This is a genomic window from Pseudomonas sp. SMN11 (assembly GCF_052041945.1).
In the GTDB taxonomy this organism is placed as follows: domain Bacteria; phylum Pseudomonadota; class Gammaproteobacteria; order Pseudomonadales; family Pseudomonadaceae; genus Aquipseudomonas.
Genome location: NZ_JBKGGW010000022.1, coordinates 68,630 through 90,740 on the forward strand (window position 1 = coordinate 68,630; position 22,111 = coordinate 90,740).

Genomic DNA, 22,111 nt, shown 5'->3' on the forward strand with positions numbered 1-22,111 from the left:
TCACGCTTGCGACTTGCCAGACAGCTCGGGCAGCCCTTCTTCGGCCTTGACCAAAGCAAAGCGCGGCACCTGCTCGCCGTCAACCTCGACGGACTCCTGGAACATCGCAAGCGGCCTCACCCAGAAGCTGTAATCACCATACAGGCATTGGTAGAAGACCATCCACTCTTCGTTCTCGGAGTGCCGCGCAACGCTGAAGACACGGTACTCAGGCCCTTTGTAATGGCGGTATATGCCTGGTTGTATCTGCATGTCGCCCTTCCTCTTGAAACAAATTCTGTAAAAAACAAAAACCGGGGCACAAGGCCCCGGCTGCTGTCCCGCTACGCGATCAGACGCGTTCGAAGACAGTGGTGATACCTTGACCGAGGCCGACGCACATGGTCGCCACCCCCAGGGTGCCGCCGTTCTGCTTCATGACGTTGAGCAGGGTGCCGGAAATACGGGCACCGGAGCAACCGAACGGGTGGCCCAAAGCGATGGCGCCGCCGTGCAGGTTAACCTTCTCATCCATCTTGTCGAGCACTTTCAAGTCTTTTAGGACTGGCAGGGCCTGTGCGGCGAAGGCTTCGTTGAGCTCGATGAAGTCGATATCGGCCATGGTCAGGCCGGCGCGCTTGAGGGCTTTCTGGGTCGATGGCACCGGGCCGTAGCCCATGATCGCCGGGTCGACACCGGCCACCGCCATCGAGCGGATCACCGCCAGAGGCTGGATGCCCAGGTCCATGGCGCGCTGGCCGGACATGACGATCATGCACGAAGCGCCGTCGGTGATCTGCGACGAAGTACCGGCAGTCACGGTGCCGCCTTTGGGGTTGAACGCCGGTTTCAGCGACGCCAGGCCCTCAAGGGTGGTTTCCGGGCGAATGGTCTCGTCGAAGTCAAAGACCTTCAGGAAACCGTTCTCGTCATAGCCCTGCATCGGAATGATCTCGTCCTTGAACTTGCCTTCGACCGTCGCCTTGTGGGCGAGCTGGTGCGAACGCAGGCCGAACAGGTCCTGCTGCTCACGGCTGATGCCATGCATTTTGCCCAGCATCTCGGCGGTCAGGCCCATCATCCCGGACGCCTTTGCCGCGTGCAGCGACATGTGCGGGTTGGGGTCGACGCCATGCATCATGCTGACGTGCCCCATGTGCTCGACGCCACCGACCACGAATACATCGCCGTTGCCGGTCATGATCGCCTGGGCCGCGGTGTGCAGAGCGCTCATCGACGAGCCACACAGGCGGCTGACGGTCTGAGCGGCCGAAGTGTGCGGGATCTGGGTCATCAGCGACGCCATGCGGGCGATGTTCCAGCCCTGCTCCAGGGTCTGGTTGACGCAGCCCCAGATCACGTCTTCGACTTCTTTCGGGTCGACCTTGCCGTTGCGCTCCAGCAGCTTGCTGATCAGGTGCGCGGACATGTCTTCGGCGCGGGTGTTGCGGTGCATGCCACCCTTGGAGCGGCCCATGGGGGTGCGACCGAAGTCGACAATCACCACGTCTCTTGGATTCAGGCTCATATCAAATCTCTCGCTCTAGCTCGTTGACCACTCAGTTGAAGAAGCGCTGGCCGTTCTTGGCCATTTCACGCAGCTTCGCGGTCGGGTGGTACAGCGGCCCCAGGTCGGCGTAGTGGTCGGCCAGGGCAACGAATTCGGCCACACCGATCGAGTCGATGTAACGCAGCGCACCACCACGGAATGGAGGGAAACCAATGCCATAGACCAGGCCCATGTCGGCTTCGGCGGCGGTTTCTACGATGCCGTCTTCCAGGCAACGCACGGTCTCCAGGCACAGCGGCACCATCATCCAGTTGATGATGTCTTCGTCGGTCACTTCACGCTGCTCGAAGACGATCGGCTTGAGCACGTCCAGTACGGTGGCATCGAATACTTTCTTCGGCTTGCCGCGCTTGTCGGTCTCGTAGGCGTAGAAGCCCTTGCCGTTCTTCTGGCCCAGGCGGTTGGCCTCGTACAGGGCGTCAACGGCCGAGCGGCGCTCGTCCTTCATGCGGTCCGGGAAGCCTTCAGCCATCACATCGCGGCCGTGGTGGCCGGTGTCGATGCCGACCACGTCCATCAGGTAGGCCGGGCCCATCGGCCAGCCGAACTTCTCCATGACCTTGTCGATGCGCACGAAGTCCACGCCAGCGCTGACCAGCTTGGCGAAACCGCCGAAGTACGGGAACAGCACACGGTTGACCAGGAAGCCCGGGCAGTCGTTGACCACGATCGGGTTCTTGCCCATCTTCTTGGCGTAGGCCACGGTGGTGGCGACGGCGACTTCACTGGACTTCTCGCCACGGATCACTTCCACAAGCGGCATCATGTGCACCGGGTTGAAGAAGTGCATGCCGACGAAGTTTTCCGGGCGCTTGAGCGCCTTGGCCAGCAGGTTGATGGAAATGGTCGAGGTGTTGGAGGCGAGAATCGCATCTTCCTTCACCTGGCCTTCCACTTCGGCCAGCACGGCTTGCTTGACCTTCGGGTTCTCGACCACGGCTTCGACGACGATGTCGACGTTGGCGAAGTCGCCGTACGACAGAGTCGGGCGAATGGCGTTAAGCGCCTCGGCCATTTTTGCCGGGGTCAGGCGGCCTTTCTCGACGCGGTTGCCGAGCAGCTTGGAGGCCTCGTTCAGGCCCAGCTGGATGGCTTCCTCGCGGATGTCCTTCATCAGGATCGGGGTGCCCTTGACCGCCGACTGGTAGGCGATTCCGCCACCCATGATGCCGGCGCCAAGTACGGCGGCCTGCTTCACGTCGTGGGCAATTTCGTCATGGGCCTTGGCCTTGCGCTTGAGTTCCTGGTCATTCAGGAACAGGCCGATCAGGCTTTCGGCAACCGAGGTCCTGGCCAGCTTGGCGAAGCCAGCGGCCTCGACTTCCAAGGCCTTGTCGCGGCCGAAATTGGCAGCCTTCTGGATGGTCTTGATCGCTTCGACCGGCGCCGGGTAGTTCGGGCCGGCCTGGCCAGCGACGAAGCCCTTGGCGGTCTCGAAGGCCATCATCTGCTCGATGGCGTTGAGCTTGAGCTTTTCCAGCTTGGGCTGGCGCTTGGCCTTGTAGTCCAGCTCGCCGCTGATGGCGCGCTTGATCAGGTCCAGGGCACCGGCCTGCAGCAGCTCAGGGGCGACCACGGCGTCGACGGCGCCGACTTTCAGGGCGTCTTCGGCACGGTTTTCCTTGCCGGCTGCGATCCACTCGATGGCGTTGTCCGAGCCGATCAGGCGCGGCAGGCGCACGGTGCCGCCGAAGCCTGGGTAGATGCCTAGCTTGACTTCCGGCAGGCCGATCTTGGCGCTGGTGGACATGACCCGGTAGTCGGCCGCCAGGCACATTTCCAGGCCGCCGCCCAGGGCGATGCCGTTGATGGCCGCCACGGTCGGCACTTCGAGGTCTTCGAAGGCATTGAAGATGCGGTTGGCTTCCAGGTTGCCGGCAACCAGTTCGGCCTCGGGCAGCTTGAAGTTTTCGACGAACTCGGTGATGTCGGCGCCGACGATGAACACGTCCTTGCCACTGCTGACGATCACGCCTTTCACCGAGGCGTCGGCCTTGATGGCGTCGACGGCCTGGCGCAGCTCGTCCAGGGTCAGGCGATTGAACTTGTTGACGGACTCACCCTTGAGGTCGAACTTCAGTTCGACGATGCCGCTTTCAAGAGCCTTAACCGTGATGGCTTTACCTTCGTAAATCATCAACTGATCTCCACGATATGGAAGCTGAACTGTACACGCCGATCGCTGGTGGAAGAGTAGGTCTTGCCGCCCTTGCCCCAGGCACACCCGTCAGCGCGCTAGTCGGGATTCTGTATGAGCGGTATGACATACAAACGCTCAATTCATACGCCCGTTTGATTTGGGTATGCACACATTCTCCGAAAAGATCGGCGTTGTCAAATGCTCCCGAACGGGGTGAAAACGCGACTTTCCGGTCATTTTGTATCGCCGTAGTGCAAAACATGGTGACAGTGATTGCCGATCATTCATGTCAGCGATTGACCACAACGAAACGGCCGAGGCTGCAATTTTTTCAGGCAACCGGCCAGGCAATAGCTACACTGCGAGTGGTTTCAACAATTTCCCGGCCTGCCTGGCCTTTTCTGCACTGCAGAAACGACAAAGCGGCAACCTGGTAGCTACCGGGTTGCCGCTTTGTCGTTATGCCATCAAGCGAGGGCATCGAAGGCGTGGGCAATATCCTGCAATACAGATTCATCACCGCGCTCGCTCCAGTACAGGGCGATCATGCGCTTGTCGGCCTCGACCTTGTAGACAGTCTCCGGCAGGCGCGCGAACACCTCGTTCAGGCGTGGCTCCTCGCACACTTCTTTCCACTGGTTCCACCAGACGCCAGGGCTGACCTGCCAGTAGCACCAGCTGTCTTCATGCCCCCGACGGCGCCCGCGGTGATACTGCGGGCACGGGCTCGGCGGCTCGTTTTCCAGCCAGTGCGGCCACTGCTGCGGTGCCAGCTGCATGGCCAGGCCCATGCGCCGCGCCTCCAGGCGCAGGCTCATCTGCTGCCCCTGTTTGCGCGACAGGCGCAGCCAGGAAAGCGGACTGAGAATCAGCGCAAGGATTGACACCACTAGCCATACCGTCATATCTGTAGATTCCATAAAGCGTTGCAAATGAGCGGGTTACTCAGTATTCACGGATGACCTGCCGGAAAGCGACCATACTTCTACTATCGCGATTGTCAGGAGTACAGCTCATGTCCTACGAACATCTTCTGGTCGCCGTCGACCTTACCGAAGAATGCGACCCGGTGATCAAGCGCGCCATGAAGCTCGCCGAACCCACTGGCGCCAAGGTCTCGCTGGTGCATATCGTCGAACCGATGGCCATGGCCTTTGGCGGCGACGTGCCGATGGACCTGTCGCAACTGCAACAGCAGCAGTTCGACCAGGCCAAGGAGCGCATGGACCGCCTGTTCAACAAGTACCCCGACATCAACCGTGGCGACTCGCACCTGACCTACGGCCAGCCACGCCAGGAAATCCACCAGTTGGCCAAGGATCAGAAATGCGACCTGATCGTGGTCGGCAGCCATGGCCGCCATGGCCTGGCATTGCTGCTGGGCTCCACCGCGAATGACGTGCTGCACGGGGCGCCGTGCGATGTGCTGGCGGTACGACTGCAGAAGAAAGAATGATTTAGCCTGCACCGGCCTCTTCGCGGCCAAAGCCCGCCCCCACAGGGTTTTGAAATACCCGTGGGAGCGGGTTTATCCAGGCGTCGAACCGCCGCGAAGAGGCCAGTGCGGACTGATTAGCCTTCCAGCTCAGCCCACCGCTCTACCAGCGCATCCAGCTCACCCTGCAGCTTCTCGATCTTGGCCAGCACCGCCGAAGTCTCGGCAATCGGCCGCTGATAGAAGCCAGCAGCGTTCACTTCTTCCTGCGCCTCGGCCATGCGCTGTTCGACCTCGTCGATCTGCCCCGGCAGCATTTCCAGCTCGCGCTGCAGCTTGTAGCTGAGCTTCTTTTTCGAAGCGTCCACGACCGGCGCGCTTGGCGCAGGGGCAGCTACTTCCACCGGTTTCTCGACCACGGCACTGTTGAGCTCGGACTTGCCACCCTTGCTCTCGGTCACGCCGAGCAGCTTCGCCGAGCCACCCTGGCGGATCCAGTCTTCGTAGCCACCGACATACTCGCGCACCTTGCCCTCACCTTCGAACACCAGCGTGCTGGTGACGACGTTGTCGAGGAAGGCCCGGTCGTGACTGACCATCAGCACGGTGCCCTTGTAGTTGGACAATACCTCTTCGAGCAGCTCGAGGGTTTCCACATCCAGGTCGTTGGTCGGTTCGTCGAGCACCAGCAGGTTGGCCGGTTTGCTGAACAGCTTCGCCAGCAACAGGCGCGCACGCTCGCCACCGGACAGAGCCTTGACCGGCGTGCGCGCACGCTGCGGGCTGAACAGGAAATCGCCCAGGTAACTCAGCACATGGCGGTTCTGGCCATCGATCTCGATGAAGTCGCGGCCTTCGGCGAGGTTGTCGATGACGGTCTTTTCCAAGTCGAGCTGATGGCGCATCTGGTCGAAATAGGCCACTTCCAGCTTGGTGCCGCGCTCGACCTTGCCTGCGGTCGGCTCAAGATCACCCAGCATCATCTTCAGCAGGGTTGTCTTGCCGGTACCGTTGGCACCCAGCAGGCCGATACGGTCCTGGCGCTGCAGGACCATGGAGAAGTCCTTGACCAGCAGGGGGCCATCGGCGTGATGAAAGCTGACGTTCTCCAGCACCATGACCTGCTTGCCGGACTTGTCCGCCGCCTCGATCTGGATGTTCGCCTTGCCCTGGCGCTCGCGGCGCTCGCCGCGCTCCACACGCAAGGCCTTGAGCGCACGCACTCGGCCTTCGTTACGGGTACGGCGGGCCTTGATACCCTGGCGGATCCACACCTCTTCCTGGGCCAGGCGCTTGTCGAACAGCGCATTGGCCGTCTCTTCGGCGGCCAGTGCGGCCTCCTTGTGCACCAGGAAGCTGGCGTAGTCGCCGTTCCAGTCGATCAGGCCGCCGCGGTCCAGCTCAAGAATGCGCGTCGCGAGGTTCTGCAGGAAGGAACGGTCGTGGGTGATGAACAGCACGGCGCCGTTGAAGCCGCGCAGGGCTTCTTCGAGCCAGGCAATGGCACCGATGTCCAGGTGGTTGGTCGGTTCGTCGAGCAACAGCAGGTCAGGCTCGGACACCAGCGCCTGGGCCAGCAGCACACGGCGGCGCCAGCCACCGGAGAGCTCGGCCAGAGTCTTGTCGGCGGGCAACTGCAGACGGCTCAGGGTGCTTTCCACCACCTGCTGCAGGCGCCAGCCGTCGCGGGCCTCCAGTTCGTGCTGGACGTGCATGAGTTTTTCCAGGTCGTCATCGCCCTGGATGTTCTGGCTCAGGTGATGGAACTCGGCCAGCAGCTCGCCGACGCCATCCAGGCCTGCCGCTACCACGTCGAACACCGTGCGCTCGTCGGCAACCGGCAGCTCTTGTGGCAGCTCACCGATCTTCAGCCCAGGGGCGCGCCAGATCTCGCCGTCGTCGCCCTTCTGCTCGCCCTTGACCAGGCGCAGCATGCTCGACTTGCCGGTGCCGTTGCGGCCGATGATGCACACCCGCTCGCCACGGGCGATCTGCCAGGACACTTTGTCCAGCAGCGGCATCGCGCCGAATGCGAGGGACACATCGCTGAATTTGAGCAGGGTCATGTTCGTCTCCAGAAAGCGGGCGCGCATTCTACCTGACTTGGCCCTTTCCGGCATTAAGTTGACCTCCGCACAGGGGCTTGGCGACACCCGGTCGGTGTTAACGCCCGGTTACAAGCACAGCGCTATCACCCGCCGGCGGCAAACGGCTAAGCTAAGGCAATCAGATTTCAACAGTGCTGGCTTCGCCGTCACTTCCCCATGGTTCAACTGCCCGGACGTATCATGCGCAGCCGCCTGTTACAGATTGCTTCCTGCCTGCTGCTCACCGCCGCTACCACCAGCGCGGCGCAGGCCATCGACCTTTCCACGCAACGCCAGTACTACGACGAGGCCAAGCGTGCGCTGGCCAAGGGCGACAAAGCCCCTTACCTGCGCTACGCCCAGCAACTGCGCGATTACCCGCTCACGCCGTACCTGGCATACGACGAACTGACCGCGCGCCTGAAGACCGCCAGCAACGAAGAAATCGAAGGTTTCCTGGCCAAGCACGGCGACCTGCCCCAGGCCAACTGGATGAAATTGCGTTGGCTGCGTTGGCTGGCCGAACGCGGCGAGTGGAGCACCTTCGTCAAGTACTACGACCCCAAGCTCAACTTCACTGAACTGGACTGCCTCAATGGCCAGTACCAGCTGAATCACGGCCAGCGCGCCGAAGGTTTCGCCAGCGCCGAAAAACTGTGGAACGTCGGCAAGTCACAACCGGCTGCCTGCGACACCCTGTTCGGCATGTGGGCAGCAGAAGGCCAGCTGACCGAGGCCAAGCGCTGGAACCGCGCCAAACTGGCGGCCCAGGCGCGCAACTATGCGCTGGCAAACAACATGGTGCAGGGCCTGACGACCCTCGCACCGCAGGGCCGCTTGCTGATCGACGTGGCGCAAAAGCCCGAGCTGCTCAACCAGCCCTCGCGCTTCACCCCGGCCAACGAAGCCATGTCCGACGTGGTCAGCCTCGGCCTGCGCCGCCTGGCCCGGCAGGACCCGGACCGCGCCATGGAGATGCTCGACGACTACGCCCAGCGCATGCACTTCTCGCGCGACGAAAAAGTCGCCATCGCCCGCGAGATCGGCCTGACCCTGGCACGCCGTTACGACCCGCGCGCCCTTGACCTGATGACCCGTTACGACCCCGAACTGCGTGACAACACGGTCAGCGAATGGCGCCTGCGCCTGCTGCTGCGCCTGGGCCGCTGGGAAGACGCCTACGAGCTGACCCGGCGCCTGCCACAGGACCTGGCCAGCAGCAACCGCTGGAAGTACTGGCAGGCACGCAGCCTGGAGCTGGCCCAGCCGAACAACCCGCAGATTCCGCTGCTATACAAGAACGTGGCGCGCGAGCGTGACTTCTACGGCTTCCTCGCAGCTGACCGGGCAAAAACGCCCTACCAGCTGAACAACAAGCCATTGCTGTTGAGCCCGCAACTGGTCAGCAAGGTGCGTAACACCCCTGGCATTCAGCGCGCCCTGGAGTTCCACGCCCGCGGCCAGGTCGTAGAAGGACGCCGCGAGTGGTACCACGTCAGCCGCCACTTCACCCGCGATGAGATGGTCGCCCAGGCACGCCTGGCCTATGACCTGCGCTGGTACTTCCCGGCCATTCGCACCATCAGCCAGGCGCAGTACTGGGATGACCTGGATATCCGTTTCCCGATGGCCTACCGCGACACCCTGGTACGCGAAGCCAAGGTGCGCGGCCTGCATTCGAGCTGGGTGTTTGCCATCACCCGCCAGGAAAGCGCCTTCATGGAGGATGCCCGCTCACCCGTCGGTGCCAGCGGCCTGATGCAGGTGATGCCGGCCACCGCCAGGGAAACCGCACGCAAGTTCAGCATCCCGCTTGCCTCGCCGCAGCAGATGTTTAACCCGGAAAAGAACATTCAGGTCGGCGCGGCCTACCTGAGCCAGGTGCACGGCCAGTTCAACGGCAACCGGGTGCTGGCGTCAGCAGCCTACAACGCTGGCCCCGGACGCGTGCGCCAGTGGCTGAAAGGTGCCAAGCATTTGAGCTTCGACGTGTGGGTGGAATCTATCCCGTTCGACGAAACACGCCAGTACGTGCAGAACGTGCTGTCGTACTCGGTGATCTACGGGCAGAAGCTCAATGTGCCGCAGCCGCTGGTGGACTGGCATGAGCGGTATTTCGATGACATGTAGTTCCAGCTAAGCCTGTATCGGCCTCTTCGCGGCTAAAGCCGCTCCCACAGGGATCCCACAGCTTGCAGAGTCAGTGCAGTACCTGTGGGAGCGGCTTCAGCCGCGAAGAGGCCGATACAGGTTATTCGAGCACCTGGACTTCCATCCCCACTTCAAGCCAACCACTGCCATCTACGGCAAGGTTCTGCCCGAACAGGATGTCGCCTTCCTTCTCGCGAAATGCCTTCAGAGTGGTCAACGGCTCGCGGTCGACACTGCGTTCCCCGGTCGCCGGATCGAGCGTGGTGAAGATGCACCGCACACTCGGCTTGAGCACTCGAAACTCCAGCGCACCAATGCGAATCCGCTTCCAGCCATCCTCGGCAAACGGCTCAGCCCCCTGCACTACCAGGTTCGGCCGAAAGCGCAGCATTTCCATGGGCCGGCCAATCCTGTGGCTCAGATCATCCAGTGAGCCCTGGCCGATCAGCAATAACGGAAAGCCATCAGGGAAAGCCGCACGGTCACTGTTCAGGCCATAACCGTTGGGCAGGTAGCGTGCCCGCTGCTCCGGGCAATGCACCAGCCGCACTGCCTTGCCGAGCCATTGCGACAGCCAGGCAGCCACCTCGTCGCCCGCGTCCGGTACGCGCAAGGTATCGCGCCAGATGGTAACGCCGCGCAGCGCATCGTCCGCAGCAGGCACCGCAACGCGCATTGGCGATTGCCCGGGCAGCTCCAGCAGCAACTCGCCATCCTCACCCGCGCTGGCCTTGAGCTGGCCCAGTTGTGGCCAGGCGCGCTGGGTGAGGAAGCGTCCATTCTCTTCCTCGACCACCATCCAGCGGCGATCGCCCTGCAACCCCAGAAGGCCCACCGGCGAACCCTGCAGGTATTGCGCCTGCCCCGACTTCACCGGGTATCGATACAACTCACTGAGAAACATCCCTGCCGCCTCATGCCTTGTCAAAAGCCAAGCTTATACCTGGCTGGCAGCAGGATCACGCGTTGCTGGTATCCAGCAGCAGGCGCTGCTTGACCACATCGACCAGGCGATCAGGCTGGAACTTGGAGAGGAAATTGTCGCAACCGACCTTTTTCACCATCGATTCGTTGAAGCTGCCCGACAAGGAGGTGTGCAGCACCACGTAGAGCTTGCGCAGGCGCGCATCGCTGCGAATCTCGGTGGTCAGCCGATAGCCGTCCATCTCCGGCATTTCCGCATCGGTGAAGACCATCAACAGTTTCTCGCAGACATCCTCCCCGGCATCCGCCCAGCCCTTGAGCAGGCGCAGGGCCCTCAGGCCATCACTGGCCACATGCAGCTTCACCCCAAGTTGCGACAGGGTATCGCGCAGCTGCGCCAGCGCCACGCTGGAGTCATCCACCAGCAGCACTTCGCGGCCACGCGCACGCGCCAGTACCGGGTCGGCCAGCTTGTCGCCGGAGACCCGAGCGTTATAGGGAACGATCTCGGCCAGCACCTTCTCGACATCGATCACTTCGACCAGCTTGTCGTCCACCTTGGTGATAGCGGTCAGGTAATGCTGGCGCCCGGCGCTGGAAGGCGGCGGCATGATGGCTTCCCAGTTCATGTTGACAATGCGATCGACGCCACCCACCAGGAATGCCTGCACCGAGCGGTTGTACTCGGTGACGATGATGGTGCTGTCCGGCCCTGGCTGCAGTGGGCGCATGCCGATTGCCTGGGACAGATCGATCACCGGCAAGGTCTGCCCACGCAGGTTGACCACACCACAGACGAACGCGTGGCGCTGCGGCATCAGGGTCAGCTTGGGCAGCTGCAGCACTTCCTGCACCTTGAACACGTTGATCGCGAACAACTGGCGACCGGCCAGGCGGAACATCAGGATTTCCAGACGGTTCTCACCCACCAGCTGCGTGCGTTGGTCTACCGTGTCGAGAATGCCAGCCATTGGAAAACCCCCAGGGTTGTGTCGAAAAATATGAAATGATCCGTTCTATATCGGCGCTTCCCTGCGCATCTTGACCCCTGCGAAAAAATGCTCTGCAGGACAATTGATATCACATTAGCATCATGCTTTACTGCGATACGACCCGCTTGGATCCATTCCAGGGCAACTTGTCGCACCCTAGGCGACATCAGGGAAACCCCTAGGAGCAATCAGGTGCAACCTGATGTTCGCGATATCCTTTAGCCATTAATGTGACGCCATTCTCACTGCATGAATGGAGTCAGGCTTTTGCTAGCGATCGACATGGCGTGGCCATCCCCTGCTCCAGCCCAACGCGCCGGAGTGTCTTGATGGATAGCAGCGTCTCTAACACCGACACCCTGCAGGACTTCCTGCTGGATGCCCAGGTCTTGTTGACCCAGTCCCAGGAATGCCTGCAGCACCTGGAACTGATCCGCAATGATCCGGACGCCTGCCAATGCCTCAACAATGCCCTCCAGACCCTGGCCCGACGCGCCGGCACCTTGGGCCTGCTCGAAGTTGCCCACTATGCAAGCGTCCTGCACCAGCTGCTCGCCCCGGCCTGCCAACAGCAGTGCCTGGACAACGCAGCCCTGCCCACGCTGAATGCCTGCCTGACCTTGCTGGCCTGGCAACTGGAACTGGTCGACCTGCATACCGGCCGGCTCGCCCTCGATACCTGCGAACAGGTGACGCTACTGAGCGAACTGGCAACCGCCCTGAATCAGCCATTGCCGCAAACGTGTGCGTCTTGCAACGATAACGGCAACGACTGCGTGCATCCGCATTCAACGGTGCCTGCCAGATCTCCAGCCAGCGGGTCCGCGCTGCGCCACTAGCCGGCTTGGCGGACGCAACTAAGCACAGGTTTGAAAGCGCAAAAGAGGCCAAACTTGTGATGCTCTTCACTAGTTCAGCCCCTTGCACTTGAGCGGTCTTTTACAAGTTGAACTTGCGGCGGTCAACACCTGCCCAAATAGTGGCACTTTGATGTCTTGCAGACTTGCCAAGCCCCTCTCCCAGGCCCGGAAATGCTGAGGTTTCAAAGCATTACCCAGCCGCGACCAAATTGAACCGAAGTGTTAAGATGCGCGCAAACAAATGCCGGTCGCTCCCCATGTATCGCTTCAAGCCGCGCGCACCATTTGTTGCAAGCACAACGCCAAAGCCTCTGCCAAGAGCTGTGCACGGCCCCCATCAGCAAGACTTCAGTGGCTTGTCAATTTTATGTTCCCACGCTTGAAGATATCTCTGCGCTGCCGTTCACGCACCACTTTGCTGCGCTGGGCGACGGCATTGCTGTGCGTGGTGTCCCTGATGGCCAACCTGGCCCTGTTTGCCGGAGGGAACGGCATGCCTGCCAGTCTGTTGCTCCTGCAACTGGTGGCCACGCTTGGCGTCTGCTGGCACCTGAGCCAGGGTGCCAAGTCGATCAGTCTGCGCCCGGCGGAGCTTGCCGGGCGCATGCTCAAGGTCCAGGAAAGCGAGCGCCAGCACCTGAGCCGAGAACTGCACGACGACATCGGCCAGCTGCTCACCGCCGCCAAGATGCAGCTGGAATGGTTGCAACGCCGCGTACCAAACGACTTGCAGGTGCACTGTGGCAGCTTGCGCAGCACCCTCGAAGACACCCTGTGCAAGGTGCGCGACGTATCTGCCATCCTCAACCCGCGGCAACTGGCCAGCCTTGGCCTCGAAGCCAGCCTGCGGGCGCACCTGGTACGCACGCTGGAAAGCACCGACGTACACTGGAGCCTGGAATGCCATCAGCGCCTGGGCGGAATCTCCGAAGAAGTCGCCATGGCGGCGTTTCGCATCACCCAGGAGGCAGTGACCAACATGCTGCGCCATGCCCGGGCTCGTAACCTGACCATCCGCTTGCAACGCAGCGCAGCAGGGCTTGCCCTGACGATCCAGGACGACGGCCAGGGCTTTCTCCCTGCCGCCAACCCGGCGGAGGCCGGCCAGCGCGGCATGGCCGGCATGCAGGAGCGCGCCACAGCCCTCAACGGCAGCCTGGCGATTACCAGCCAGCTCGGCCTGGGCACGACCATCGACGTGCTGTTCCCATGGCCACCCCGTACCCATGAACGCGCCAGGACTACCGCTTCATCATGACCTGTAGATTGCTGCTGGTGGATGACCACTCGCTGATCCGTGCCGGGGTCCGTGCCCTGGTATCCGACATCCCTGGCTACACCGTGGTCGGCGAAGCCGATGACGGCGATCAGCTGCTCGAGCACGTTCAGCAACTGGCGCCCGATATCGTCCTGCTGGACATTTCCATGCGCTCGACCAGCGGCCTAGATGCCCTCACCCAACTGCGCGCCACTGGCAACACCTGCAAGGTGCTGATCCTGTCCATGCATACCGACCCGGACCTGATCATGCGGGCACTGGAAAGTGGCGCCCACGGTTACCTGCTCAAGGATGCCACCGCTACCGAACTGGAGCAGGCCCTGATCGCCTTGCGCAATGGCGAACGCTACCTCAGCCCGGCCATCGCCCATACGGTGATCAACCAGGCACTGATGCGTGCGCAGCACGGCAAGCCGTCTGGCGTCGACCGCCACAACCTCACCGCACGGCAACTGGAGATCCTGCGCCTGATCGTGCGCGGCAAGTCCACCCGCGAAATCGCCGCCGGCCTGGGCCTGTCGATCAAGACCGTGGAAACCCACCGCTCGCAGATCATGAAGCGCTTGCAGATCTACGACGTGGCCGGCCTGGTGCTGTTTGCCGTGCGCGAGAAGATCATCAGCCTGGACGACTGATCAGCGGTGAGTTCAGCGGCAAGTGCAGGCGCAGCGCCCCCGGCACAGCCGCAAAGCGCAGGCTGTCGGCCTGCAGGGGCTCGCCGTCGAGGTTGATGTCCAGCCCCTGCGAGCAGGTGATCTCGACCCACGGCAAACGCGCCCGCACGAACAACCCCTCACCCGCCAGCAAATCACGCAATGCGCCGACCATTTCCTGGGGTGCCGGCAGGATGGCAATATCCAGCAGGCCATCATCGACTTGCGCCTCCGGGCACAAGACTTGCCCGCCGCCGGCCTGGCGACCATTGCCAATCCCCAGCGCCAGCAAATCGCCCTGCCAGTCGAAGCCCGGCCCGGACAGCTCGACCGAGGCGGCCTGCAGCTCGCTGAAGCGCGACAGCCCGGTGAACAGGTAGGCCGCGGCGCCGAGCATTTTCTTCAGGTCTTCAGAGGTGCTGGCGGTAACCTGGCTGCCGAAACCGCCCGTGGCCATGTTCAGGAACAATTGGTCGCCCACCTGGCCCAGGTCGATCGGCCGCGGCGGCAGCTCCAGCAATGCCAGGGCCTCGGCAGGCTCAAGCGAAATACCGGCGGCCCTGGCGAAGTCATTGGCGGTTCCCAGCGGCAGCAGCGCCAGGCTGGCTTCGCTACGTGCCTGGCCCATGGCCTCGGCGACATCGCGCAAGGTACCGTCACCGCCGCCAGCGATCACCTGACTGTAACCGGCCGCCAGCGCTTCACCCACCAGCCGCCGGGCATCGCCGCCTTCCCAGGTCACCCGCACATCCAGCGTCCAGCCACGCTCGCGCATGGCGCCTACCGCCTGGCGTACCGCTTCGTTCATGGCCTGCTTGCCATGCAGGATCAAGATTGCCTTGCGCTGTGGCATCGCGTGTCTCCGTGGCGATCGTTCGGTCCTGATCTCGACCACAAACAGAGCCGAAATGCTGCACTGATCAGGAAAATCTGCTCTAGGTCGCACATTGACCGAGCGCAGGGTCGAGCAGAAAAACTGTCAGATTCACATAAATATCATTGAAAGCATTTCTCATCGGGGGCATGATCGACAAAAATTTGGCCTTCATGGAAGAAGCTTTAGCAGAAAGTCGGTTTTTTGACTTTTCCGCCAAAACCGTGACAGGTCGCGAAGTTCCCCTTCACTGCGCTGTAACCAGCGCCATGAGTCGAGGCTGTGAAATGAGCGTTCTGATCCCCTGCATCATTGCCGGCGGTGCCGGCACCCGCCTGTGGCCGGTTTCTCGCGAAGCCATGCCCAAACCCTTCATGCGCTTGCCCGATGGCCAGAGCCTGCTGCAGAAAACCTTCAGCCGCGCAGCGGCGCTACCGGGCATCGAGCGGATCCTGACGGTGACCAACCGCGAAGTGTTCTTCCGCACCCAGGACGAGTACCGCCTGGTCAATCCCGACAACCTCGCCCTCGACTACCTGCTGGAAACCAACGGCCGTAACACCGCACCCGCGATCGCTGCAGCCGCGCTGCACTGTGCCAGGCATTACGGCCACGACAGCGTGCTGCTGGTATTGCCGGCCGACCATCTGATCCAGGACGCCGAGGCCTTCGCCAGCGCTGTCGAGCACGCCCGGCAGCTGGCCAACGAGGGCTGGCTGGCGACCTTCGGCCTGCTGCCCAGCCGCGCCGAAACCGGCTTCGGTTACATCGAGCAAGGCGAGGCCATCGGCAAGCATGCGCATCAGGTCGCCTGCTTCGTGGAAAAACCCGATGCGCTCACCGCCCGCGACTACCTCGAAGGCGGCCGCCACCTGTGGAATGCCGGCATGTTCTGCCTGCGTGCAGGCACCGTACTCGCCGAACTGCAGGCGCATGCCCCGGAACTGCTGGCCTGCGTGACCTGCTGCCTCGAGCAGAGCACAACCAAGGAGGGCAACAAGGCACTGCAGGTGGAACTGGACCCAGACAGCTTCGCCCTGGCCGAGAACATCTCCATCGACTACGCCTTGATGGAGCGTTCCGAGAAGGTTGCCGTGGTGCCTTGCGAACTGGGCTGGAGCGATATCGGTAGCTGGGAGGCGGTGCGCGAACTGCGCCACACCGACGACGACGGCAACCACTGCAACGGTGAAGCCGTGCTGCACGACGTGACCAACTGCTACATCGATTCGCCAAAGCGCCTGGTCGGCGCCGTTGGCCTGGACAACCTGATCGTCATCGATACCCCCGATGCCTTGCTGATCGCCGACGCCGCGCGCAGCCAGGAGGTCAAGGTGATTGCTCAGCAGCTCAAGCATCAGGGCCATGAAGCCTACCGCCTGCACCGCACCGTCACCCGCCCGTGGGGCACGTACACCGTGCTCGAGGAAGGCCCGCGTTTCAAGATCAAGCGGATCATGGTGCGCCCTGGCGAATCGCTGTCGCTGCAGATGCACCATCACCGCAGCGAGCACTGGATCATCGTCAGCGGCATGGCCTGCGTGACCAACGGCGAAGAAGAGTTTCTGCTCGACACCAACGAGTCGACCTTCATCAAACCCGGCCGCACTCACCGCCTGACCAACCCCGGCGTCATCGACCTGGTGATGATCGAAGTCCAGAGCGGCGAGTACCTGGGCGAAGATGACATCGTGCGCTTTACTGATATTTATGGACGCGTCCCGGCGGCAGCCATCGGCTGAAGGCTGGCGGACGCTTTTTTTGTCCGCAGCCTTCAGCGAGGTTTCCGGTTAATGCGCATTCTCTGGACTCTACCTTACCTGCCCTGGCCCACCACCAGTGGCAGCAAGACCCGGCAATATCACCTGCTGCGCGCTCTGGCGCAGCAGGGCCACCGGATCACCTTGCTGGTCCAGTCGAAAATCCCCTTGTGCGATGCCGCCCGCGAAGCCCTCGAACCCTTGCTCGATCGCTTGATCGTGCTGCCCCGGCGCCCACTGCACAGCCCGCTCAACCTGCTCGCCTCGCCCATCATCGATTACCCGATGCGGGCCATCATCAACGGCCTGGCCCCTGGCTTGCGGCACCAGTTCGAGCAACTGCTGGACGAGCCCTGGGACGTCATCCAGATCGAACACAGCTACAGCTTCCAGCCGTTCGAAAAAGCGCTACAGGCACGCGAGCTGCCCTACATGCTCAGCGAACACAACCTGGAATCAGTGACCGGCGCCGCTTGCCATGACCGCTTGCCGCTGTGGCTGCGCCCGCTCAATGCCTTCGACCGTTGGCGCTACCGGCGCTGGGAGCAGCGCGTGCTGCGCCAGCCCACCGAAGTGGTGGCGGTTAGCCCGCATGATGCCGAACTGATCAGTCAGGTCAGCGGCCGCCCGGTCAATGTGGTGGTCAACGGCGTCGATTGCGATTACTACCAAAACGTCCACCCGGCTCTGCACAGCCAGCGCCTGCTGTTCGTGGGCAACTTCGAGTACGCCGCCAATGTCGAGGCCATCGAATGGGCCCTGGAAGAAATCCTGCCCCAAGTGTGGATGAGCAACCCGGCGGTACGCCTGGCCATCGCCGGGCATGCCCTGCCGATCAGCTGGAAACTGCGCTGGAACGACCCACGCATCGAGTGGGTCGGCTATCGCCCTGACCTGCGCGAACTGCAACGCCGTTCCGCACTGTTCTTTGCACCCTTGCGCTATGCCGGTGGCTCCAAGGTAAAGATCCTCGAAGCCATGGCCGCCGGGCTGCCGGTGATCAGTACCGGCAAAGGCGTATCGGGCCTTTCCGCCAACAACGGCGAGCACTACCTGGGCAGTGACGACGGTGACCAGTTGGCGCTGCTGATCACGCAATTGCTCAACCAGCCGTGGCGCATGTGCCAATTGAGCGAGGCCGGCCGCCAGTTTGCCCGTAATCGCCACGACTGGAGCGTAGCCGCCCAGCAACTGGAAACGGTGCACATGCGCCTCACCCAGTCGGCAACGGCCGACGCCACCCAGGGCGGTGGCGCCTGGCTCGGTCGGTCAGCCGAGTAGTTCGCTCAGCGGTATGAACGGCACGCTGTCGCCCGGCTTCGGCGTGCTGCCCTCACGCACCTCCACCAACCCTTCGGCCCAGGCCGCGCTGCGCAGCACTCCGGAGCTCTGGTTCTTGTAGATGCGCACCTGGCCATTGTCGATGCGCGCACGCAGGTACTCGCGACGGGTACCGGCCTTGGTCCATTCGAAGCCGGCCGGTACATCGAAACGCAGCGGCGTGACATCGGCCACGCCCTGGCGGCGCAGCAGGTAGGGCCGCGTCAACAGACCGAACGTCACCAGCGTCGACGCCGGGTTGCCGGGTAGGCCGATCACCGGCACACCGCGGTAATGCCCGAAGGTCAGCGGCTTGCCAGGCTTGATCGCCAGCTTCCACAACGCCAGCTCGCCCGCTTCACGCAGTGCGGCGCCGAGGTAGTCGGCCTCGCCCACGGAAACGCCGCCAGTGGACAGGATCAGGTCGACATCGCCCAGGCCCCCCAGGCATTCGCGGGTACGTTCCAGGTCATCGGGGAGAATACCCATGTCGCGCACTTCGCAGCCCAGCCGCTGCAGCCAGCTAACCAGCAAGCGCCGGTTACTGTTGTAGATCTGCCCGGGGCCCAGTGGCAGGCCAGGCTCGACCAGCTCATCGCCAGTGGACAGCACCGCCACCCGTACCCGCCGCACCACCTGCAACTGCGCATGGCCAAGGGTTGCCGCCAGGCCCAGTTCGATAGGCCCGAGCCGCGTGCCAGCAACCATCACCTGCTCGCCCTTGCGGGTTTCCTGGCCTTGCGGGCGAACGTTCTGGTCAAGCGTCGGCGCTTCGAGGAAGCGCACCCGGCCATCTTCCAGCACCTCGGTGTTTTCCTGCATCTCGACACAGTCGGCACCTGCCGGCATCGGCGCACCGGTGAAGATCCGGGCGCAGGTGCCGGGTTGCAGGGGCTCGGGAGCATGACCTGCAAAGATCCGCTGGCTGACCGGCAAAGGCTCACCCTGCAGGTCGGCCAGGCGCAAGGCATAACCGTCCATGGCACTGTTCGGCCACGGCGGCAGGTCGAGCGTAGCCACCAGCTCGGTGGCCAGCACGCGGCCTTCGGCCTCGCCCAGCGAGACGTTTTCGGTTTCCGTGATTGGCGCGGCCTCGGCCAGCGTCAGCAGGCGCTCCAGGGCTTCTTCCACCGGCATCAGTGGCCGGGCAGCGGGTGCCTCAGCCACGGCTGTCACAGGCCGCTGCCTGTTTCAGGTGGGCGACGAAATTGCACGGCCGATGGCGGGCATCCAGCTGCTCGGCGAGGATGCCGTCCCAACCGGTGCGCACGGCATTGGTCGAGCCCGGCAGGCAGCACACCAGGGTGCCGTTGGCCAAGCCGGCCAGCGCGCGCGATTGCACGGTGGAGGTGCCGATATCAGCCACGGAAATCTGCCGGAACAGTTCGCCGAAGCCCTCGACCTGCTTGTCCAGCAGGCAGGCTACGGCTTCGGGCGTGCTGTCACGGCCGGTAAAACCGGTACCACCTGTGATCAGCACCACCTGCACGCTGTCGTCGGCGATCCAGGTGGCGACCTGGGCGCGGATCTTGTACAGATCGTCCTTGAGCAGCACGCGCGCGGCCAGTGTGTGGCCAGCGGCGGTGAGGCGGTCGACGAAGGTCTGCCCGGAGGTGTCGGTTTCAAACGTACGGGTGTCGCTGACCGTGAGCACGGCAATGTTCAGCGCCACGAAGGGGGTATCTGCCTTGGCTTTCATGGGGGTCCGTCGCAGGGAAAGGGGATGGGCGCAGTTATATCACAGGCGGCCGTGCAGGCCGTCACAGGTCAATATCCCAGGCATGCGGCTATGCTGGAATGTAAAAGGAACTTGCGTGGACGCCCTGCGTCATAAAGTCATCTTGCACCATCGCACTGGAGAAACACGATGATTCAACGGACCCTTCCCGCCTTTCTGCTCGCCCTGGGCCTTGGCGCCCTCGCCGGCTGCGCATCGCCGACCGTGATCACCCTGAACGACGGCCGCGAAATCCAGGCAGTGGATACCCCCTCCTTTGACGAGGACTCCGGTTTCTACGAATTCGAACAGCTGGACGGCAAGCGCACGCGCCTGAACAAGGACCAGATCCGCACCGTCAAGGAGCTCTGACCCGGGTGTTCTGGCGGATAAGCCCTTTCAACAGCAAGGGCTTGCCGCCAAAAATGCTATGCAGTAGGATTTTGGTCATCGGAGTGTAGCGCAGCCAGGTAGCGCGTCTCGTTCGGGACGAGAAGGCCGCAGGTTCGAATCCTGTCTCTCCGACCAGAATCTCGGCAAAAAGCCCGCCTTGCGCGGGCTTTTTGTTGTACCTCGGAAATCAGTTGACCGCTGTCACCTGCTCCGCCTGCACCGGCACATACAGCAACTGCAGACGCGAGCTGCTCCACTCACGGATGCGGTTGGTCAGCTCGATGTCGTTGTTCAGCTTCTGCCCATAGCTCGGCACGATGGCCTTCAGGCGCGCCTGCCATTCCGGCGTCTTGATGCGGTCCTTGAAGGTTTTCTCCAGCACCGTGAGCATGATCGGCGCGGCCGTCGAGGCGCCCGGCGAAGCCCCCAGCAGCGCGGCGATGCTGCCATCCTGTGCGGCCACCACTTCGGTACCGAACTGCAGGATGCCACCGAGTACCGGGTCCTTCTTGATCACCTGCACGCGCTGGCCAGCCTGCAGCAGCTTCCAGTCCTCGTTCCTGGCATTGGGGAAGTACTCGCGCAGGGCCTGCATGCGGTCGTCGAAGCTGAGCATCAGCTGGCCCATCAGGTAGGTGCTGAGGTCGAAGTTATCGATCCCGGCGTTCACCATCGGCAGGATATTGTGGCTGGTCAGCGAGGCGAACATGTCCAGCAACGATCCGTGCTTGAGGTACTTGGTGGAGAAAGTCGCGAACGGGCCAAACAGCAGCACTTCCTGGCCATCGATCACCCGCGTGTCCAGGTGGGGTACCGACATCGGTGGCGCCCCGACCGAAGCCTTGCCATACAGCTTTGCCGTGTGCCGGGCGACGATGTCCGGGTTGTCGGTCATCAGGAACTGGCCGCCGACCGGGAAGCCTGCATAACCGTCCGCCTCAGGGATGCCCGACTTCTGCAGCAGCTTCAGCGCGCCACCACCGGCCCCGATGAACACGAAGCGGGCATTGACGCTGGCCTCCTTGCCACCCTGAGCAAGATCAGCCACCACCACTTTCCAGGTGCCATCGGCATTGCGCACGATATCGCGCACTTCATGGCTCAAGTGCAGCGTGACGTTGGGATTACGGGTCATCGAGGCAAACAGCTGGCGGGTGATCTCGCCGAAGTTCACGTCGGTACCGATGGCCATGCGCGTGGCGGCCACCCGCTGTTGCGGGTCACGCCCTTCCATCACCAGCGGCACCCACTTGCGGATCTGCTCGTGGTCTTCGCTGATCTCCATGCCACGGAACAACGAGCTGTGCTGCAAGGCAGCAACGCGCTTGTGCAGGAAGGCGATGTTCTCGTCACCCCAGACGAAGCTCATGTGCGGCACATTGTTGATGAACGACTTCGGGTTGCTGAGCACACCCTGCTCGACCTGGTAGGCCCAGAACTGCTTGGAGATCTCGAACTGCTCGTTGACCCCGACAGCCTTGCTGATGTCGATGCTGCCGTCCTTGCCTTCGCTGGTGTAGTTCAGCTCGCAGAACGCCGAATGGCCGGTGCCGGCGTTGTTCCAGGCGTTGGAGCTCTCCTCGGCGACCTGGTCCATGCGCTCATAGACGCCGACCTTCCAGTTCGGCTCCAGCTCGGTGAGGTAGGTGCCCAGGCTCGCGCTCATGATGCCGCCGCCAATCAGCAGCACATCGACGGTCTTCGCAGGCTCTTCGGGTTTGGAGCAGCCGATGACGCCCAAGCAGAGGAACGTCAGCAGGAATTTCTTCATTGATGTTGTCCAGTTGTTGTGTACACGCGCGCCGCACTGAGCAGGGAGCGTGCCAACTGGATCAGGGCCAATGAATACGGGTGTGACAGCGGGTCGCATGGCGACATTCCGCCACAGGGAAAACGGTTTTTTCCTGCTCGATGGCGGGTTTCCCCCTGGGGGCGCTTCGCACCCCTTTCGCGACACAAGGCCGCTCCTACAGGAAT

The 22,111-nt window shown here is 62.6% G+C and carries 19 protein-coding genes and 1 tRNA gene; 9 read left to right on the plus strand and 11 right to left on the minus strand.

The annotated features are described in order from the left end of the window. From ACLEJU_RS18330 to ACLEJU_RS18345, 4 genes are all read right to left on the minus strand, one after another. The gene (locus ACLEJU_RS18330) at window positions 1–252 is read right to left on the minus strand and encodes a DUF1653 domain-containing protein (RefSeq protein ID WP_435424063.1); all 252 of its coding nucleotides are present in this window, start codon (window positions 250–252) and stop codon (window positions 1–3) included. 79 nt (window positions 253–331) lie between these two features. Then, window positions 332–1,507, minus strand: a complete 1,176-nt coding sequence (gene fadA / locus ACLEJU_RS18335) for an acetyl-CoA C-acyltransferase FadA (protein ID WP_274084203.1) — start codon at window positions 1,505–1,507, stop codon at window positions 332–334. Window positions 1,508–1,538: 31 nt separating this feature from the next. Beyond that, a complete protein-coding gene (gene fadB, locus ACLEJU_RS18340; protein ID WP_435424062.1) occupies window positions 1,539–3,686 on the minus strand; it encodes a fatty acid oxidation complex subunit alpha FadB in 2,148 nt (715 codons plus the stop codon). Between the two features lie 470 nt (window positions 3,687–4,156). Beyond that, window positions 4,157–4,594 carry a hypothetical protein gene (locus ACLEJU_RS18345; protein WP_435424061.1) on the minus strand — a complete coding sequence of 146 codons (438 nt, stop codon included), beginning with the start codon at window positions 4,592–4,594 and terminating at the stop codon, window positions 4,157–4,159. 110 nt (window positions 4,595–4,704) lie between these two features. On the opposite strand from ACLEJU_RS18345, the gene ACLEJU_RS18350 reads away from it, so the two are divergent. Next, window positions 4,705–5,145 carry a universal stress protein gene (locus ACLEJU_RS18350; protein WP_110631251.1) on the plus strand — a complete coding sequence of 147 codons (441 nt, stop codon included), beginning with the start codon at window positions 4,705–4,707 and terminating at the stop codon, window positions 5,143–5,145. 116 nt (window positions 5,146–5,261) lie between these two features. On the opposite strand, the gene ACLEJU_RS18355 is transcribed toward ACLEJU_RS18350, so the two are convergent. Next, window positions 5,262–7,190, minus strand: a complete 1,929-nt coding sequence (locus tag ACLEJU_RS18355; protein WP_435424060.1) for an ATP-binding cassette domain-containing protein — start codon at window positions 7,188–7,190, stop codon at window positions 5,262–5,264. 222 nt (window positions 7,191–7,412) lie between these two features. Between ACLEJU_RS18355 and ACLEJU_RS18360 the strand changes: the two genes are divergently transcribed. Then, window positions 7,413–9,341 carry a transglycosylase SLT domain-containing protein gene (locus ACLEJU_RS18360; RefSeq protein ID WP_435424059.1) on the plus strand — a complete coding sequence of 643 codons (1,929 nt, stop codon included), beginning with the start codon at window positions 7,413–7,415 and terminating at the stop codon, window positions 9,339–9,341. 121 nt (window positions 9,342–9,462) lie between these two features. On the opposite strand, the gene ACLEJU_RS18365 is transcribed toward ACLEJU_RS18360, so the two are convergent. Then, window positions 9,463–10,266, minus strand: a complete 804-nt coding sequence (locus ACLEJU_RS18365) for an MOSC domain-containing protein (protein WP_435425304.1) — start codon at window positions 10,264–10,266, stop codon at window positions 9,463–9,465. Between the two features lie 55 nt (window positions 10,267–10,321). Continuing rightward, the gene (locus ACLEJU_RS18370; RefSeq protein ID WP_435425303.1) at window positions 10,322–11,257 is read right to left on the minus strand and encodes a chemotaxis protein CheV; all 936 of its coding nucleotides are present in this window, start codon (window positions 11,255–11,257) and stop codon (window positions 10,322–10,324) included. 350 nt (window positions 11,258–11,607) lie between these two features. On the opposite strand from ACLEJU_RS18370, the gene ACLEJU_RS18375 reads away from it, so the two are divergent. The 3 genes from ACLEJU_RS18375 (at window position 11,608) to ACLEJU_RS18385 (ending at window position 14,052) form a co-directional block, all read left to right on the plus strand. Then, entirely contained in the window at window positions 11,608–12,117 is a 510-nt protein-coding gene (locus ACLEJU_RS18375) for a histidine kinase (protein ID WP_435425302.1), read from the plus strand. Between the two features lie 388 nt (window positions 12,118–12,505). Next, window positions 12,506–13,396, plus strand: a complete 891-nt coding sequence (locus ACLEJU_RS18380) for a sensor histidine kinase (protein WP_435425301.1) — start codon at window positions 12,506–12,508, stop codon at window positions 13,394–13,396. After that, on the plus strand, window positions 13,393–14,052 hold the full coding sequence (locus ACLEJU_RS18385; protein WP_435425300.1) for a response regulator: 660 nt from the start codon (window positions 13,393–13,395) through the stop codon (window positions 14,050–14,052). Before ACLEJU_RS18380 ends, ACLEJU_RS18385 begins: the two co-directional genes overlap by 4 nt. Here ACLEJU_RS18385 and yegS read toward each other — a convergent pair. Beyond that, window positions 14,036–14,923 carry a lipid kinase YegS gene (gene yegS, locus ACLEJU_RS18390; RefSeq protein ID WP_435425299.1) on the minus strand — a complete coding sequence of 296 codons (888 nt, stop codon included), beginning with the start codon at window positions 14,921–14,923 and terminating at the stop codon, window positions 14,036–14,038. The genes ACLEJU_RS18385 and yegS overlap by 17 nt on opposite strands. Before the next feature lie 308 nt (window positions 14,924–15,231). Here yegS and ACLEJU_RS18395 point away from each other — a divergent pair, with 308 nt between their 5' ends. Continuing rightward, a complete protein-coding gene (locus ACLEJU_RS18395) occupies window positions 15,232–16,686 on the plus strand; it encodes a mannose-1-phosphate guanylyltransferase/mannose-6-phosphate isomerase (RefSeq protein WP_435425298.1) in 1,455 nt (484 codons plus the stop codon). 51 nt (window positions 16,687–16,737) lie between these two features. After that, window positions 16,738–17,985, plus strand: a complete 1,248-nt coding sequence (locus ACLEJU_RS18400) for a glycosyltransferase family 4 protein (RefSeq protein WP_435425297.1) — start codon at window positions 16,738–16,740, stop codon at window positions 17,983–17,985. Here ACLEJU_RS18400 and ACLEJU_RS18405 read toward each other — a convergent pair. Both ACLEJU_RS18405 and moaB read right to left on the minus strand, forming a co-directional pair. Then, window positions 17,974–19,200, minus strand: a complete 1,227-nt coding sequence (locus ACLEJU_RS18405; RefSeq protein WP_435425296.1) for a molybdopterin molybdotransferase MoeA — start codon at window positions 19,198–19,200, stop codon at window positions 17,974–17,976. The two genes, ACLEJU_RS18400 and ACLEJU_RS18405, sit on opposite strands and share 12 nt — an antisense overlap. Then, a complete protein-coding gene (gene moaB, locus ACLEJU_RS18410; protein WP_085674853.1) occupies window positions 19,184–19,723 on the minus strand; it encodes a molybdenum cofactor biosynthesis protein B in 540 nt (179 codons plus the stop codon). The genes ACLEJU_RS18405 and moaB overlap by 17 nt, the downstream gene beginning before the upstream one ends. 168 nt (window positions 19,724–19,891) lie before the next feature. Here moaB and ACLEJU_RS18415 point away from each other — a divergent pair, with 168 nt between their 5' ends. Further along, complete coding sequence (locus tag ACLEJU_RS18415) at window positions 19,892–20,113, plus strand: YgdI/YgdR family lipoprotein (protein WP_027596642.1); 222 nt, start codon at window positions 19,892–19,894, stop codon at window positions 20,111–20,113. A gap of 79 nt (window positions 20,114–20,192) precedes the next feature. Further along, window positions 20,193–20,269, plus strand: a tRNA-Pro gene (locus ACLEJU_RS18420). A gap of 52 nt (window positions 20,270–20,321) precedes the next feature. Here ACLEJU_RS18420 and mqo read toward each other — a convergent pair. Continuing rightward, a complete protein-coding gene (gene mqo / locus ACLEJU_RS18425; protein WP_435425295.1) occupies window positions 20,322–21,905 on the minus strand; it encodes a malate dehydrogenase (quinone) in 1,584 nt (527 codons plus the stop codon). Between the last annotated feature and the right edge of the window lie 206 nt (window positions 21,906–22,111).